Genomic DNA, 17,757 nt, shown 5'->3' with positions numbered 1-17,757 from the left:
TATAAGCTTGGTTTAAGCAAATAGCCTAAAATGTTAAGCGTTTATTATTGCAGCATAAAGGTTTCGTATTCTAAATCTTCAAACTGTTTAGATAACCAAAACAAACCCACAACCGAGCTAATAATAGTTGCAAATGCAAAGCCATAGCCATAAAACTGTGGTCCAAGTGCAACCGATAAATAGGTAAAAACAACATTTACGACTAAAAATATTGCTGCGAGTACCAGCACAGTAAAACGTTTATCTAAATAAAATAAAATATTGAGTATTGATAAAAATATAACCTGTACACCCACACCCACTACATCGATAAATAATAAGGTTTTGTAGTTAGGATCTATGCCTATAAAAGTGAGTATTTGCTCACCCCAAAGTAATAAGCAAGCTACGGTAATACCCTGAATTTTAAATATATCGTATAAACCACCTTGGGCAGTTTGTATCATATTATCTTTTAATAAATAAATTTCATTTAAAGAGGCACCTTCGCGTATTGCAGTGTAAAAACGGTCGTACTCCTCTACAAAGTCGGTTTCCATTCTTACTAAAAACACGGCCATACCAGGAATAATAGACAAGTAGGCTAAAAATATGGGTAAGTCGTAAATAGGGCTTGCCCTGAGAGTGCCAATAATTTCTATTGAAGTACTAGGAGAGTACCAAAAAATAATTTTATCAGCCCAAACACCTATATTGTAAAACAAGCCACAAAAGAACAGGCTGTAATACACTTTTTTATTATTTAAAAAATCAAAGCTAATTAACTTATCACCAGGGTAGCGGCGAATAATCATAAATAAAAAGCTAAAAAATAACAGCGCTTCGCCAGCAAAAAAAGCAAAAAACAATCCATCTAATTGCCAATCTCTTAGTAAATATGCCAGTAATACCATAAAAGAATAGCCACTAAGCATAGTAACTAAAATGAGCCGGTACTCTTTCATACCCGATAAAAATATAGCCCCGAGCCACTGATTACATAAGCCGACAAATGCACCTAAAATAATTAATTTAGTCACTACTGGCAGTGGCAATAATGGCCACACAGCAAGGCCAACGAGTAACGCAGCTATGGTGGTAACTAATTGCGCGCCAAGTAGATTAGGCAGTATTTGACCATCATCTTTAGTAAAAAGTAGGTCGGCAATAAAACGCGTTAATAATAGCTGTAAGCCGCCAGTTAAAATAAGCGAGGCGGCCATCATGTAGGTAACTAAGGTTAAAAATTGAATGATCAGTACTTTTGGTAGCACAATGCCCAAGCTTAAAATACCAATAAGCATTAAAGCAATAATAGATAGTAACCAAGGGCCTGAGCCAATTAATCCAGCGTAGCCGTAAGCTTCAAATACTGAAAGCAGGGTGTTTTTTTTGAGAATCTTACGTATCTCAAAACCTATTCCGGCCATGCCATTGTGTCCTTATAAAGTTTATCGTAACGAGCAAACATATGGCTCTCATCATAAAATTTTTGTACCCGTTCAAGGCCACTTTTTTGATATTCGCGCCATCTTTGCTCGTTTTGCAATATATTTACTATTTGCTGAGCAGTGTCGCTAGGTGAGGCTATTGCTACCACTTCGCCAGCTTTGCCAAAGGCTTTGTCTTGTGCGGTTGCGCCTTCTATTATTTCGCGGCAAGAACCTACATCACTGGCTAATACAGGCACGCCAGCAGCCATTGCTTCTAGTAGTACCAAAGGCTGCGCCTCAGATATTGAGGTGAGTGCTACAACGCCTAACTTAGGCAGTATTTCAGCAATGTTTTGCATGCCTAAAAATTTCACATTGTCGATTAAATCTAAGCTGTCGACCAATAACTGGCATTCTTGATAATATTTTGGATCTTCCTCAAAAGGGCCAATTATCCAGCCCTCTAGGGTGGGTATAATAGATTGTGCTTCTTTAATTGCGCGTATAAATGTTTTTATATCCTTAATAGGCACAACACGACCAATTAAACCAACTACCATTGGCGTTTTTTCTGGGCGTTGTAACAGGGCTTGTTTAAAACGCACTGTTTTAATGCCATTAGGTACCACAAGCGTTTTTGCCGGCTCTGCGCCATCTTTAATTTGGCGTTGCATATTACCATCGTATAAAGAAATAATTTTAGTTGCTTGTTGGTACGTTGTACGGCCAATTTGCTCAAAAAAGTTGATCCACATACGCCGAATAAAGCCCATTTCGGTATTTAAATTTTTACCTAAGCTCTGCTCCGAATCTTTGATCCAGCTTGCTTGAATTAAATCAATTTTACGCTCTTTTGTGTATATACCATGCTCGGTAAGTAAAAAAGGCGTACCACTTATTGCACTGGCGCCTGAGCCTAAAATACCGGCGTAGCCTGTTGATATGGAATGAATTAGTTTTACTTTTGGCAGGCCCCTAGCAATTTCTGCTATTTTAAATAACGGCTTATATAAATTACGATATGACCAAAAAAAGTCGATAAATGACGATTCATCACAATAGCTTAAATAGTATTTTGAAAGGGCTTGCCAAGATGACTCACTATATAAAAAATCGGCTGCATTAATGCCATCTTTTTTGCCGAGTGTTTCAAAAGCAAATTTTAATAACTCAGTGGGTATAGGGTCGTTACAGTCACGAAAGTAGCTTTGCAGCTGTTGCCAAAAATCAAACAGTTCTTGCTTGTATTTAGTGCCATGCTTCGCTTTTATTTCAGTGGTATTATTTTCAATTAAATAATGAACATGTAATTTAGTCACATTATCAGGTAGCTGGTATTGAATTTCGCCGTAGTGCTCAGGTGCTCCACCCAAAAATACCAACTCAAAATTATAATGTGGTAAGCCTTCAATTATTTGATGCACCCAACTTGATACGCCACCGCGTACATATGGGTAGGTACCTTCTAAAAGTAGTAATATGTCAGCATTCTTTTCAGCCATGCCAGTACTCCTGTAAATGGCGTAGTTCGCTACCTTCAGGTTGTTTAGGGAGCTCATTTAAATAGCGCTTACAATCATCTAATAGGCCCATGTAAAAAGCGACTTCAGCTTTATATGGCAATACATGGCGCTGCGCCATGCCAAATTCTGTAGCGTGTGTTAAGTGCGTTAGTGCTTGCGGGTATTTGTTTAGCGATAAACAAATACGGCCTAATAACACAAAGGTGGCAGGGGCTTTTACATGCTCAACACTTTGCAGAGCCAGTAGCTCTGCTTTTTCTAGTACGTAGGATTTTAGCGCGCCTTGGGCTAAGCCTAAATAACTTAGCTCCCAGTACAGCTCAGCTAGTTGCTGTTGCAATTTACCTAATTCGGGTTGCGTGCTTGTTAAGGTGATTTCTTGCTGATATTGGCTTATTTTTTCGTTTATTTTAGTTTCTTTACCATCCAGTGTTGAATAAGCAAGTAAACGAATATCATCTTCTAGATCTTTAAGTGCAAGTTTTAAAATAGGAATAGCGCGTGCGTCACTCATGTGACGTGCAGACATTACAGCACTTAAACGCTTATTAGGCTCACTGGCGTGTTTTAAAATAGCTTTTAAGCCACCAATAGAATAAGACGGATTTGCCGAAGTCATTTTAGCTTCAAAGGGAAGCGCTGGGATTTTATGTTCTTCTATTTCAATGTCGTCATTTTTGATTGGTTTACATAGGGCAAAGCTTAATGCAAATACAACACCTATAATGCCAAGTATGGGCAGTGAAAGCAGTAATAAAAATAAAAACAAAACACTGCTAAATGGGGTTGTTTTGTATTTTACAGGAATGAGTGTATAGCTAATAAAAGCATAAAAAAGGCTAGCTAATGCATGGAGTAAAGTAACAATTAGCCAGTTGGGAGTGTCGAGTATTTGCAGTAATGCAAAATACTCGCATATACACCCTAAGATGGCTGCAATGATAATTTTAATCATGAAATGCGACCAATCTTTTTAAATCGTCATTATTAATAGGCAATGCTATTTGTTGCTCGATAACAATACCTAAATCAGTTAGGTTTTTGCCAGTACGTCCTTTGCTCCAACTATTTAAGCGGGCAATGAATCCTGCTTTTTCAAGTTCATCAGCCAAAGGCATAAGTAGCAGTAATGTTTGTTTTTCGTTGTTATACAAATAAATGTCTAAACCACGGCGGGCTTCGCTTAAATATTTCATAAGTTGACGCGATTCAGGATTAATATTTGTAGCTGTTATTTTTAATAAATGCGATGGGATTTTATAGCGTTTAGCCTCTTTATTTGCACGTTTTACTTGTTTAATAAAGTAGGGCGCTTCATTGGCTTGCATTACCGGATTAGTTATTTCGTGACGGAGTAAGTCACCAATGTGTCCAGCCATAACAGCAAGCAAGGTAAGTGTGGTGTTTTTAAGAGCAAAAAATTGCACTTTTTCGACTAATATAACCCCATAAACTGTGTCGCTAATATCTGTAATTGGAATCGCAATATGGTACTGACTTACACCTAAAGAGGCTTTTACGTCTTTTACCGATACTAATTCGTTTTCTGCAAACATAGCACTGACAAGCGGATCTGACATGGATACTGTATTCATTTTACCAATAGCAGCAAGTGGCGGATCTACAATGATGTTGTTTTCAACCTTGTATATACCCGCTTTTTCTAATGTTCCGTATTCAACAAATAAATTTAAAATACTTTGTGCGGCTTTATCTAGACACCTTTCTTCTAGTTGCCCAATAGATTCTCTTACTGCTTGCAGGGATTCTCTTAAACTAAGCGTATGGCCAGCGAGCACTTGCTCAAGGCGATCATGCGAGGAGCTAATAAGATGATATTGACGGGTAAACACCTCTAATCGTTCGGTTACATATTCTAGTTGAATAGTTTGCCTTTGATTGGTGCGATCCCATACATCTCTAAACTCGCCAGTGACCATAATGACAATAACATAACCTAAAATAGCGTTAATATTAAAGTCACTTTGGGGCGTTAAAATATCTGTTTCTACAAGCAGCAGTTGGCCAATAAGCAAACTTAGTATGCTAATAAAGCCTTTTGAAAAGCCGTAACGTAATGCTACCAGCAGAGGGCCTAAAACCGGCCACGAAAACCCACCTTGCGTCCAAAAGGGATCCGCTGTGTTAAACAGCACGGGTAGCCCTAAAGCCAGCGCGGTAAATATAAATACCTCAGCCCATATCTGTAGCTCAGGAACCTCTCTTGGGCGAAAGAAATGTGTTTTCACTCACTAACCTCTATGTAAGATAGTAAATCGGCTATGACATCTTGGGCTACCGCAGCAATGCTATCTCGTCCCCAACCACTTTTAGCAATTGTGCCAGTCCATAGTGGAGTTGTTTGGCCGCTAGCCGTTAATGATAGAGTTAAAGCAACCACAGGTTCGCCGTCAAGTCCTGCTTTATAACGCCACTCTTCAATGCTACCACTTATAATATAATCAGCTTGTTGCGTGCTTAGCCACTGCATTGCGTTATTTACACGGTATTGATCGTCTAGCGGTGGTAGTTCATTATTGTTAGTGCGTGGCGCACGAATTAAAGTAGGTAGCTTATTTTGCTGCCAAATACTGGCTAAAATATCCTCTGCGCGCTCACCAGCAAGCGGTGTTTGTGCATGATTTACAAGTGGTAATAATGCCACTGTTGTTGTTGCTCTAAGCTCAACATCATCAGCCACATGGCTGGTTGTACAAGCTGATAAAACTAATACCAAACACGGTATAACTAAACGAAACATAATCTCTCCTAACATTAAAAATGTACGTAATATCCTAATTGTAATTGTGTATCTGAGTTACCCACTTTATTACTACTTTGATAACCCAGCTGTAATCTAAATAAATCATCGCCTAAAATAGACCAACCCGCACCACTTGAAACTGAAATATCTAGGGTGTCGTTAAGGGTTTGATAGCCTGTACTGATGTCAAATAACCACGAAGGGCTAGCGCCTAAATAAGGTGGCTCTAGTGATCCTGTAGATGCAAATGAAGTGCCTAGGGCTAAACGCCTAAAAGGCTGAAGATCGATTGGCAATAAATTAGCTTCATTATTAATAAAGGTATTTACAGAGTCAAAATCTTGCCATTGCGCGCTAAAGTAGGCGCTCCATACAGGGCGGTCTTTTAAAATGTTGTATTGGTATCGGGCATTGTATTCTTGCCCGCTTACTATGCTGCTGTTATCACTTCTACGTGAAAAAGACAGCGCAGAACCAGAAAGTTGCACGCTTTGTCTGCCATCAATATTGTAGTTTATATATGCGGTGGCTTTATCTAATTGGGCAAAACTTAATAGTGTTTCAGATTGGCGGTTTTCTACATTATGCTCAAGCTTTAAACCTACTTGAGTACGCGAATCCCATTGGTAACGCGTATCTAAACTAAGCCCTTGACGACTCGCTAATGTGCCTTGGTGAGTATCAATTTTGGCATCAAAATACCATCGGCCCCAAGTCATTTTATCTTCGATGGCGAACAGTAAGCCATTATTGTTAAGGTTTTGCTGGCTACTAACACTTAATTTCCATTGGCCTTTTGCATAGGGAAAGTACACGTTTACATCATATTGACTGCTGTTTAAGCCCGCCTCAGGCGAAAAGTTTACCTCAAGCGCTCTAAAATAAGCATTTCGTGCGTTGCGTAATAAACTAGTTTGCGCCTCTGTAGGCTCATTTGTTAACGTTTCATACCAACGCTGCATGGTGGCATAAGGTTGTTTTAAATACAGCAATGCATTTAATTGATCAAGCTCACTTAAAGTGTTTTCAGTGAGCTGTTGCTCAACGTTATTAAATTCACCGTTAATCATATTTAACTGCAGAGTTTGCCAAGGCGCTAAGTTTTTTGCTGCTCGTCTGGCTAGCCACCAATTTGCAACAGGCTCACTAATAGTGTCGGGTGCAAGTTCATCCATAGTGTTAAATTGCATTAAATGCGGCACTGCCATAGCGCCCGCCCAGCGGTACATTAGCCCTCGGTAAGCGTATTTATCTTTAGGTAAATGCTGCAATAGGTAATGATGTAGTTCTGTGGCATTGGCGTTATAGCCAAGCAGCTGTAAAACGTCGGCTAAATTAACTAAGGTGGTTAAATCTTTTGGGTTACTTATAGCTAATTGGCGTAAATAAAAGTATGCACTGTTATACGATTTTTCATAAATAGATAAACTAGCTAAAAGTTGCGCCCAATTATAAGAAGGCTCAGTTTGCGAATAGTTAGCTAGTATACGTTTTATCATTATGGTGTCGTGCATTTGCAGCGCTAACCAGCCTTGGGCAAGGACTACATCAGGGTTATATTCACTAAGTTTTGCCGCTCTGTTAAGAGTGGTGTAAGCAGAATTTAAATCGTTTTGATTTTGATACCAATTCGACAGTAAAGACCATGCTGGATAAAGCTGTTTATTGTAGCGCTGTTTTTCAAGTTCGTTGTGTACGCGAGCAATAGAGTCAGCGTCGCCAAGTTGCACGCTCAGTTGCGTAACTTGAATAAGCTGCCTATCACTCAGTGGTGCTTGTTGCCATAGGTACTCAAGCAAGCCTTTGGGGTTCCCCTCAAAGCGCAATTGCTGATACTGTTGCATGTCACCAACACTCAGTGGGCTAATTTCTTTTAATTGCTCATAGGCATATAGTTCTTCTTTTTTATTTTGCAGCCTTAACGCCATATCAACACGGGCACTCCAAAACTCATCGTCGGTGCTTTGTTGTTTTTGCTGCAAAATAGTGAGCGCAGTTTTATAGTCTTCTGCAAGCCAAAATGCGCGTGCCAGCCATAATAAATCTTCTTCGTTTTTAGGGCCTTTATAGCTAGGCCATAATGCTCTTAACCCATTTAAGTTACCGGTATCGTGCAATACTTTTGCTTTCCAATATTGCGACAGTAAGCTTTTGCCATTAATTTGCTCAAAACGCTCTATATTATTGAGCTCTTGCTCTGGGTTGCCAATAAACTCATTAGTTTGCATCCAACGAACGAAACCCTTATCTGAGAGCTGTCTATTTTGCGCTTTATATTGAAAAATATCGTTGGCGTCTTGGTACAAATATAACGCCACGGCGTCATTAATGCTGTCGGTTAGCATGGCAACGTTAACTGCATGGTTGGCCATTAGCCATTTAAATTCTACAAGTGCTTGCTCTGGCTTATTTAGCCAACGTTTCATTTTCCAGTTAAGCAAACGTAGCTCTTTATCGTTTGGATTATTGATTAATAGCTGTGTTAATAATTGCTCAGCACCTAGGGTGTTACCATCGGCTAGGCGCAAATACATTGCCTTAGTTAGATATTCGTTATTATTTGGCTCTTGCTTGAGTAAGTTTTCGATAGCACTGGCGGCATCTTGGGTATTACCGGCTAGGTTAGCTAAATAAAGGGTGCGTTTGATATTTGTGCTATCGCCATATGTTTTCCACCAGGCATAGGCTTGCTCAGGGTTATTTGCTCCCAGTGCAGTGGTTATGGCTTTAGGCGCAATATCTGCATTAATATTATTTTTATATATTGCGAGTGCTTTTGCAGGCTCCCCTGCACTCAACCAGTAATCGGCAGCGAGTAAGGGGTGTGCATTTTGCTGATAGTAAAGTGCCACTTTAGCATGTAAACCAAGGGCTTTAGCTATGTTAAGTATTTGCTCGTCCCAGTTTTTTAGCGCACCTACTTTTAACGATAGCTCCTCAAATCGGTCATCTTTCTTTGCATCATTTGCTAACCATAAAGCGTACATTAACTGAATTTCAAGTAGTGATTTTTTATCGCTTTTAGGTAGTTTTTCAAGCTCACTAGTGGCAGCTGCATATTCACTGAGTTTTATGTGCAGTTCAATTAGCTTTGCACGTAACTTTTCATTATTAGGATCGGTACTAAGCGCAGCATTTAAATACGATTTTTCAAAGGTGTAATCTTGCGATAAAGCTTCTTTTTCAAAAAACAAAGTACGCGGAAATAACGCATAAAGTGCAAAACAACTCACGGCTAATATAACTAAAATTGTTTTTAAAGAAATTAACTGAGGGCGTTTTTTATTAGTCATTATTAAACCCCTGCGTTGCAGTTAAGATAACCAAAAAAGTCACCTGCTGGTATTTTAAATTGTGTAATATCGCCGCGTGTAAGGCCTTTGTATCGCTCACCTAAATGAGAAACAAATACGCAAGCACCTGCATTGATTAAATCAAGCGTTGCCGGTACCCAAGCCGTAAAGCTTACAGGGCCATTTACTTGCCAATTATCAATAATGACATTAGCAGAGGCTAAATAGGGGGCTTTATTTTCTTTACTATGATCAAAACTAAGTTGTGCAATATTATTCACTACATGCACATAGTCACCTTTTTGGGTAACTCCAGCCACGCCACTACTTTGGGAAATATTTGGCATGTCAAAAACATCTGGAACGCGTAGGGTTTTAATATCTTTAGAGCTAAATAACCATTGGCCATCGCTATTTTTTGCTAAGGCTGAAAAGTAAAAGTCTTTTGCTACTTTAGCGTAATGACTTAAATGCACTGGGGTGTTTGGTCTTGCCAAAACATAATCAATATTATGCTTTAGTGCATCAAGACCGGCAGGGACTTCACCCGAGTAAAAATGAAAATATATAGTGTAGGGTTTTAATCTGTATGGTTTTTCGGTTATTTCGAAGGTTTCGGTTAAGCGTTTAAAACCGTAATAAGGGCCATGCCATAAGTTTGTGTATACGTTTTCATTTAATATTGGCGCGTAAATTTGATACAACAAATCGCGCTCAGGTCGGCCAATAGGCGATACATGCGTTAGGCTTGGGTTATCTGCATTTACGTCGGTATTACCGCCATTTACATTAAGCACTCCGGCATCACGTGCCAACTCAAGTGCTTTAGGCCCTGGGGTTGCATCGCCTGACCATAGCATAATCACAGTTTTTTTATTTGCTGGGGCTAGTTTGTCATTTATATATTTAATGGAATCGGTAATTTCTTTTTCTAAACTAATGGTGTTGTAGCCGGGTATATCTAGCTTTAAACCATATACAGTATCTTCCTCGTCTATATCTTTACGCCCGGCAAGTGCCGTCCAAAAATATGGATGGCTGTAAGTATGCGAAGCAATTTCAACATAAGGAAGTTTAAATATATCCCGAGCAATGCGCTCAAGCTTAGGGCTCATTTTTGAGTGTAAACCGCCGGGCTCAATATCGGCTTGAATAATCGATGAGGTTAAAGGTAGTTTATAGTGCTTAATTATTTTGTCGAGAATGACCTCGGCTGAATAAGGCTTTTTTGCAAAATGCGCAACACTGGTAAACCCATCGCCATCTATATGTATGGTTAACATGCGCCGACCACTTTGTGTAGTGGTGTCGGGTACTAAAATAGGTTCCAGGCCCATTGCTTTTGTGAGTAAGGTACGAGGATCTATTACCCACTTTCTACCTTCCATAGGTAAGGTGTCTATTAACCATGGAGCCACCACTAGCGCACCATATTTGGTTTTAGTGCCTTGTACTAGCGATGTGCCATCGGCTGCTTTTATACTAATCAGCGCTTTTGAATTAGCGGCTAATTTAAGAAAGTACGGGTTAGTTACAACTGGCGGTATACTTGATTCACCTTTTAGCCAAGGGGTAAAACTCTCCAGCTCATAAGGGCCTAAAGGTGTAACATCTAACGGCTCGGCTCCAAGGCTCAACATTAACTTATTTGCTGATGAGGGGAGTTCACCTAAAATTAGTTCAGGCACTACGCCTAAGTTTGCTTCAAGCCAATTAGTAATAGTTGGTGTGTAAAAGGTATCAAAACTAGTCCACGAGATAATACCGGCGTGCAAGCTTGGGTCAACTACAGGTAGAGCGCGTTTGGCTACATTAATATAATCGGGAATATAACCTAAATACTCAATCATAGTAGCAAGGTTTAAGTGTACTGTAGTGTATATAAGCGGTTCAATATTACTGTTGTACGGAATTAAGATACGACGTGGAACTGGGGCTATATTAGATGTTCCCCATGTTTGTAAGTGGCCATCAGTTACCCAAGGAGTATAACCGGCATTAATTATTTTTTGCGCCATAGCAAGGCGTTGCTTAGGTTTTGCATAATCAATTACTTGTACATTAAAACCAAGGTCTTGCGCTTTATGAAGTTGAGCATTTAACCATGCTTGATCATTTTTATTGGTTAACTTATAGCTGTTATCTAGCGGGTTAAAGTGGCTAAATAACCCTTCAGCAACCAGATCGTTAGCTCTACCTTTAAGTTGCGGTAAAAGCTCAAAACCACGATTAAGAATGAGTTGTTTATTAAAGGTGTTTGATAACTGCTCTATAATAAAAACTAAACCCGCTTGCTGGGCGCTTTTATTATGTTTTTTGTCTAATAGCTGGTAGCTATCAAGGGTATCTAAAAATAAGCCATTAAAGCCACGTGCCTTTAGTGATAGCGCACTATTTTGTATATGCTGTTGCCACTGCGCTGCAGTTAAGTCGCTAATATGGCTATTCCAATTAGGATTAACACTAAGTGAAGACTCACTTTTTGAAAACGACTCGCCAACACTTAAATAAGCATAAACAGCAATGTTACGCTGTTTGAGCCAGTTCAGCTCGTGCTTGGTTATTAGCTCGGGTTGCACTACTACACGCGAATAAAAAGTCATTTCAGCTAAGGGCATAGGTGCAGAGTAATAAAAAGCGATACTATTATTAGTCTCAGGTTTAGCAGTTACATTTGCGGTGATAAATAGCAGTATAAAAAATAAATACTTCATTAACTCTTTGTTTTAATTAATAAATAGCCAAGGTGCAATTAAAATAATTATACCTGATTTGTTATAGGAGTTTAGTACTAATATTTGAATTATATGTTACAAAAAGCAAAAAAACTAAACAAATTTAAATTGTTTATATTGTAAGTAGTATTTTATGTTGTGCTTGCTCATCGTTGCGGCAATTAATTAAATATTTTACCTGTATTAGGTGTTTTACTTACTTTAAAAGCTATTAATTATACTAGAGTAAGTTGCAACTTTATTACTATTCAGCTTAGGTTTATTAATGACAATGGCGTCTTTTTGTATTAAACCAAAGTAACTACGACTATAATCACTAGCCATTAGTTATACTTTTAAGTAAGTAAGTAAGTACCTACCTAAATTAAATAGACTTAGCCGTTTATGTGATGAAGAGGGGCTAGAGTAAATTATAAATTTTGCAGCGACTAAGTTACAAAATAAGAGTAGGGCTTTTACAGCTTGCAATGTGTTTATTTGGAGAAGAAATGAGTAATTTAAGCTTGAAAAGCAAATTGTTACTACTAGCTATTTTGCCGCTAATATTATTATTGGTCAGCTTTTTATCAAGTTCGTACTATTTAGAAATGCAAAGTCAGCAGCACAGCTTTGACACTTTTAAAAGTAAGTTATTAAAAGATAAACAAACGCTATTAAAAACTGAAATTGAAATTGGTAGTCAAGTAGTACAGCACCAGCTTGCAAATGGCACTGAGCAAGATGCTAAAAATGCATTAAGAAAACTAACCTTTGGCGAAGACGGCTATTTCTTTATTTATGACACTAATGGCGTGAGTGTTTTTCATGCCATGTTAGGTGATGCGATAGAAGGGCAAAACAAAATAGCCATGACTGATCCCAATGGTAAAAAAATCATTGTGGGCTTACTTGCACAAGCACGCCAGGGTGGCGGAGCATTTACCTATCATTTTCAAAAACCAAATACCAACGGCTTAGTTGAAAAAATTGGTTATGCAGCGATGATCCCTGGAACCAACTGGATGCTAGGCACTGGCGCTTATATGGACGACATAGAAGCAGAGCTTGAAGGCTTTGAGCTATCTATGCAAAAAAGCATGAACGAAAAAGTAACCACCTTATTGATCATTGCGTTCTTTTGTTTGTTATTAACTATTGCGGGTGCTTTATTTGCTGCCAACCATATGCTTAAACCAATACAAAGAATGGTGCAAAGCCTTGATGACATAGCTAAAGGTGAAGGCGACTTAACTAGACGTTTAGAAATTGACAGCCACGACGAAATTGGCCAATTAGGTGAGTCGTTTAATATATTCGTGAGTAAATTGCACGATATTATAGCCAGTGTGGTTGATGTAACTAACGATGTTAAAACAGCATCAGTAGATATAAATACGCAAACTTTGGTGATTGAAGATAAGTTATTAAAACATAATCATGAAACTGATTTAGTCGCGACCGCGATTACTGAAATGTCTGCAACCTCTCACGAAGTGGCGCAAAATACGACCCAAGTTGCGGTGTCAACTCAGGCAGCAACGCAAGAAGTAGCAAGAGCGCAAGAATGTGTTGATATATCTTTAAGTGAAGTATCAAACTTAATGGCCGAAATAAATACAGCTGCAGAACAGGTTGATTCATTAAGTGAGCAATCTAAAAAGATTAATAGTGTATTAAGCGTTATTGGTGGTATTGCAGAGCAAACAAATTTACTGGCACTTAACGCAGCAATTGAAGCGGCTCGTGCGGGTGAGCAGGGCAGAGGTTTTGCAGTCGTTGCTGATGAAGTAAGAAGCTTAGCAAGTCGTACACAAGTAAGTACGTTAGAAATTAGCGAAATGCTTAGTGAGCTGCATAACTTAGTTACTGCGGCGGTTAACGCTATGCAAGCAAGTCAGCAAAGCTGTAATCGCTCAGTTGAGTCATCACGTGCTATTTCAGAAAGCTTAGGCGCGGTTACTACATCGGTTACCACTATAAACGATATGAGTACCCAAATAGCAACAGCTGCAACAGAGCAAAGTAGTGTAACCGAAGAAATAAACCGTAATGTTTTTGCTATTCAAGAAATTGTAAATGAGCTAACAGAGTCAAGTAAAACAACGTCATCGGTAAGTTTACATTTAGCTGGTCGTGGTGAAAGCTTAGGCGAGTTGGTAGGGCAGTTTAAAATTTAAGACATATTTTTAAATTTAATCATTTATAAAGCCGTAATTTTTAGTTACGGCTTTTATTTTGCCTGCTGCAAAAAATCCTTCCTAGTTAACCTGAGCTCCGGATAATAAACTTATCTCAAGCAGCTATTTTCAGCGCTAACTGCGTTGAATTTACTTGCAATAGGCCAGCTATTGACGCGTAAATTCGCCTTGTTTTCACTGAAAACCTCTGGCTAGAGAAAATAAAATTAAATATAACGATGATTCAATATGTTAGTAAATCTCTTAACCAGAGTTCAGGTTAGTTAATGAAGATGTATGAAATTGCCTACACTTAAGCATCTGAAATCATATCAAAAGTAAGTCGTGATTGTGCTTGTATAATTAAATTTAAAAAATAATAAAAAACATTAACAGCTGGTTATTTTTACGCATACAATGCGAAAAAAGCGGATGAGTTTGCATATTTTTTCAATATTTTATGCCCGCTACGTTACACTAATAGCAATACATATTAATAAGTGACTATTTATTAATATAACCTACTAAAATTTAAGGCTTAAGATGATTGAGTATCCGGTTGATAAACTACCCCAACTCATAAATGACTTATTACAGTGCGACACCACAGAGCGCAAAAATAAGTTATTAATAGACGCACAATTAACATTATCAACTGAGCATTTATCATTGCTTTTTGAAGCAATACCTAAAGAGCAGCGCCTTGAAATTTGGCAGTTGTTAGATGAAGACACGCAACACGAAATATTTGTTAATTTAAGCGATGACAGCACCTTATGGTTACTGCAAACTTTAGATGATAGCGACGGTTTTAAACTATTAGACGAAGTTAATGTAGAAGAACTGCTTGAGCTTGAAGAAGTAATTCCTGAGCGATTTGTTGAGTATGCAAAAAAACAACTCGATGAAGCACAAACAAAGCAATATGAATTAGCGCAACAATACCCTTCTGAGCAAATAGGTCACTGGTTAGGTTTTGACTTTTTAAAAGTGTCTGAAAAGTTAACCGCGGGAGGCGCTAAAAAGTTACTCCATAAAGGGTTGCCGCAGTTCACAGAGGTTATTTATTTAGTGAGCCGTAAGGGCAGTTTAATTGGTGAAGTGGCAATTAATGATTTAATAAAAGCCAATGACAACGACAGTTTAATTACTTTAGCAAACCATGACTATGTATCGCTGCATGCAGATGATGATTTATACGAAGCTGCGGAAGTGGTTATTCATAGCGAAAAAATGGCAATGCCGGTTGTTAATGTTGATAACAAATTACTGGGCCGTTTAACCATTGCTTCAGCGTATGAGTTACGCCAAGAAATAACCGACGAGGCTGCCGCTAAAGCGGGTGGTCTGCGTGAAGACGAAGATTTATTTGCGAGTGTGCGAAAAAGTGCTAAAAACCGGGGCATTTGGTTAGGTATAAATTTGGCGACTGCATTTTTAGCCTCGTGGTTTATTGGCCTGTTTGGTGCAACTATAGAGCAAGTAGTGGCTTTAGCGGTATTAATGCCAATAGTAGCCTCTATGGGCGGAATTGCCGGGAGTCAAACGCTCACCGTTATTGTACGTGGCTTGGCACTTGGCCAGGTAACCGACTCTAACCGCGCAGCGCTACTTAAAAAAGAGCTAAGAGTGGGCGCGGTAAATGGTTTTGTATGGGCTTTTGTTATTGGCGCATTGACCTTTTTGTGGTTTAACGACGTTATGCTAAGTATTACTATTACCGTGGCTATTTTGCTTAACTTAGTTGCAGCATCGTTAGCCGGTGTAGTGATCCCTTCTATTTTAGATAAAATGAAAATAGATCCAGCACTTTCGGGCTCAGTTATTTTAACTACAGTAACCGATATAGTTGGTTTTGTTACCTTTTTAGGTTTAGGTAGTTTGCTACTGTTATAGTGCCTTGTATCGCAAGGAACGCGTAAATAAATAGGAAAAACAATGACTTTTGATGTCATGATTTGGTGTGCTATTGCACTGTGTATTTCGCAGTCAGCAATATTTTCGGGTTTAAACTTGGCGTTTTTTTCGCTAAGTAGATTACAACTCGAAATGGAAAGTAGTAAAGGTAACGCCGCTGCGATAAAAGTAATGGCACTGCGTAACGATTCAAACTTTTTACTCTCGACTATTTTGTGGGGAAACGTAGGTATTAACGTACTGCTGACCTTACTTTCTGACTCGGTATTAATGGGTGCAAGTTCTTTTTTATTCTCAACTATTGCTATTACTATTATTGGCGAAATTACACCACAGGCGTATTTTTCACGTAATGCGTTAAAAATGGCCAGCATGTTGTCGCCGTTAATTAAGTTTTATCAATTACTGTTTTATGTCGTTGCTAAGCCTACAGGGCTAATACTCGATGCTTGGTTAGGCAAAGAAGGTATTACCTACTTTGCAGAGAGTGAGCTCAGAGGTATTATTCGTAAGCACATAGAAGCTGAAGAAGCCGATGTACAGCACGTAGAAGGTATTGGTGCACTTAACTTTTTTAGTTTAGATGAAATAAGTGTTACTCAAGAAGGCGAAGTGATAGATCCCGACTCAATCATAGCGTTACCAACCAAGCTTGATTTACCAATATTTCCTGAACTAACACTCAGTGCCGATAATGAATTTTTACGCAAACTGCACAAGTCTGGTTACAACTGGGTAATTATTACTAATCAGGCCGGTGATCCTTTGTTAGTGGTTGATGCGGATGGCTTTTTACGCGCAGCTTTGTTTGAGCCAGACACATTTGATCCGTACCACTTTTGCCACAGACCAATAATAGTGATCGATGAAAGTATGCGCTTAAGTGGCGTTATTTTAAAAATTCGCGCCAGTCATTCATTAGACAAGTCATTCGATGGGGCAATTGAGCACGATGTAGTACTGGTATGGGGCGATGAAAAACGCATTATTACTGGGGCTGATATTTTTGGCCGATTACTAAAAGGTATGAGTGCGCCTAAACTTGAATTAAACCCCAGTATAGATAAACCTAAACCGCTTTAAACGGTTTAGGTTTATAAATTAATCACTTTTAATAATACTAACAATGCGCTGCGGTAAAGGTATTTCAATATTCGCTTTATTCATAGCGCTATAAACCCCACCATTAATAGCCAACTTGGTTTCGATTATTTTAGTGGTTGGTACCCAGTAGCGGTAGCTAATAGTTACGCCATTGTCGGCAAAGCGTTCTATACCAATTTGTGCATTGGGCACTTTAGCCACAAGCTCATGGCCATTCACAACATCTTCAATTAGTTTAACTGCGGTATTTGAGCACGCGCTGTAAGCAATGGTAATTTCGCCTTTTACCAATGAAAACTTAAACGAGTTATGGAGTATTTCACCGAGGATATGCTTATTGGGTATGGTTATTTCTACCTTTTCTTCGTCAATAAGTACTGTATGCCCCAGCTCTATTATTTTAACTTGCCCGCTGACATTTTTAACTTCTATGGTGTCGCCAACCACAAAAGGACGAGTGGCAATAATAGCAAGGCCAGCACCATAATTAGACAACATACCTTGCATTGCCAAACCCGCACCAAGCGACGCAGCACCAATAGCGGCCACGAAAGGGGTAACACTAATGCCTATTTTGCCCAGCGCAATAATAATGACAATTATTATGAGCAACACTTTAACTAGGTTACTCACAAAGTTAGTTAACGTGACGTCAATATTATGGCGAGCCATTAAATTAGCCACTACGTTGGCAAGCTTTTGCGCAACCCATAAGCCAATTAAGAGTATGAAAATAGCACCTACAATTTGCATGCTATAGGTAACTAAATACTCGGTAAGCATGGCGTAGTATTTTTCAAACTGTTCTATTTCTGGGCTGATCATATATGCTCTTAAGATGGCTGTTAAATAT

11 protein-coding genes are annotated in these 17,757 nt (G+C 38.8%); 3 read left to right on the top strand and 8 right to left on the bottom strand.

What is annotated here, in order from left to right; genetic code table 11:
• Window positions 1-44: 44 nt before the first annotated feature.
• The 7 genes from pelG to AAEY55_RS05175 are packed head-to-tail and all read right to left on the bottom strand — an operon-like array spanning window position 45 to window position 11,706.
• Entirely contained in the window at window positions 45-1,409 is a 1,365-nt protein-coding gene (gene pelG, locus AAEY55_RS05205) for an exopolysaccharide Pel transporter PelG (protein ID WP_011327400.1), read from the bottom strand.
• Window positions 1,397-2,914 carry a GT4 family glycosyltransferase PelF gene (gene pelF, locus AAEY55_RS05200; protein WP_011327401.1) on the bottom strand — a complete coding sequence of 506 codons (1,518 nt, stop codon included), beginning with the start codon at window positions 2,912-2,914 and terminating at the stop codon, window positions 1,397-1,399. Before pelF ends, pelG begins: the two co-directional genes overlap by 13 nt.
• Window positions 2,907-3,890 (bottom strand): HEAT repeat domain-containing protein, encoded by a 984-nt coding sequence (locus tag AAEY55_RS05195; protein WP_350550372.1) that lies wholly within the window; start codon window positions 3,888-3,890, stop codon window positions 2,907-2,909. Before AAEY55_RS05195 ends, pelF begins: the two co-directional genes overlap by 8 nt.
• Window positions 3,883-5,184 carry a PelD GGDEF domain-containing protein gene (locus tag AAEY55_RS05190; protein ID WP_182683785.1) on the bottom strand — a complete coding sequence of 434 codons (1,302 nt, stop codon included), beginning with the start codon at window positions 5,182-5,184 and terminating at the stop codon, window positions 3,883-3,885. The genes AAEY55_RS05195 and AAEY55_RS05190 overlap by 8 nt, the downstream gene beginning before the upstream one ends.
• On the bottom strand, window positions 5,181-5,696 hold the full coding sequence (locus tag AAEY55_RS05185; protein ID WP_350550368.1) for a protein PelC: 516 nt from the start codon (window positions 5,694-5,696) through the stop codon (window positions 5,181-5,183). Before AAEY55_RS05185 ends, AAEY55_RS05190 begins: the two co-directional genes overlap by 4 nt.
• Window positions 5,697-5,710: 14 nt before the next feature.
• Complete coding sequence (locus AAEY55_RS05180; protein WP_350550365.1) at window positions 5,711-8,992, bottom strand: tetratricopeptide repeat protein; 3,282 nt, start codon at window positions 8,990-8,992, stop codon at window positions 5,711-5,713.
• 2 nt (window positions 8,993-8,994) lie between these two features.
• Window positions 8,995-11,706, bottom strand: a complete 2,712-nt coding sequence (locus tag AAEY55_RS05175) for an endo alpha-1,4 polygalactosaminidase (protein ID WP_350550362.1) — start codon at window positions 11,704-11,706, stop codon at window positions 8,995-8,997.
• Window positions 11,707-12,215: 509 nt separating this feature from the next.
• Here AAEY55_RS05175 and AAEY55_RS05170 point away from each other — a divergent pair.
• The 3 genes from AAEY55_RS05170 to AAEY55_RS05160 all read left to right on the top strand — a co-directional run bounded on the left by AAEY55_RS05170 (window position 12,216) and on the right by AAEY55_RS05160 (window position 16,883).
• On the top strand, window positions 12,216-13,883 hold the full coding sequence (locus AAEY55_RS05170) for a methyl-accepting chemotaxis protein (protein WP_179807067.1): 1,668 nt from the start codon (window positions 12,216-12,218) through the stop codon (window positions 13,881-13,883).
• A 543-nt stretch (window positions 13,884-14,426) separates the two neighbouring features.
• Entirely contained in the window at window positions 14,427-15,779 is a 1,353-nt protein-coding gene (locus AAEY55_RS05165) for a magnesium transporter (RefSeq protein WP_011327408.1), read from the top strand.
• 42 nt (window positions 15,780-15,821) lie between these two features.
• The gene (locus AAEY55_RS05160; protein ID WP_350550358.1) at window positions 15,822-16,883 is read left to right on the top strand and encodes a CNNM domain-containing protein; all 1,062 of its coding nucleotides are present in this window, start codon (window positions 15,822-15,824) and stop codon (window positions 16,881-16,883) included.
• A gap of 18 nt (window positions 16,884-16,901) precedes the next feature.
• Here AAEY55_RS05160 and AAEY55_RS05155 read toward each other — a convergent pair whose 3' ends face one another.
• Entirely contained in the window at window positions 16,902-17,729 is an 828-nt protein-coding gene (locus tag AAEY55_RS05155; RefSeq protein ID WP_011327410.1) for a mechanosensitive ion channel family protein, read from the bottom strand.
• Window positions 17,730-17,757 lie beyond the last annotated feature (28 nt).

Source organism: Pseudoalteromonas sp. 120-MNA-CIBAN-0494 (genome assembly GCF_040308885.1).
GTDB classification, from domain to species: domain Bacteria; phylum Pseudomonadota; class Gammaproteobacteria; order Enterobacterales; family Alteromonadaceae; genus Pseudoalteromonas; species Pseudoalteromonas nigrifaciens.
The sequence above is the reverse complement of the archived record's forward strand: the minus strand, read 5'-3'. Positions and strand labels throughout refer to the sequence as shown.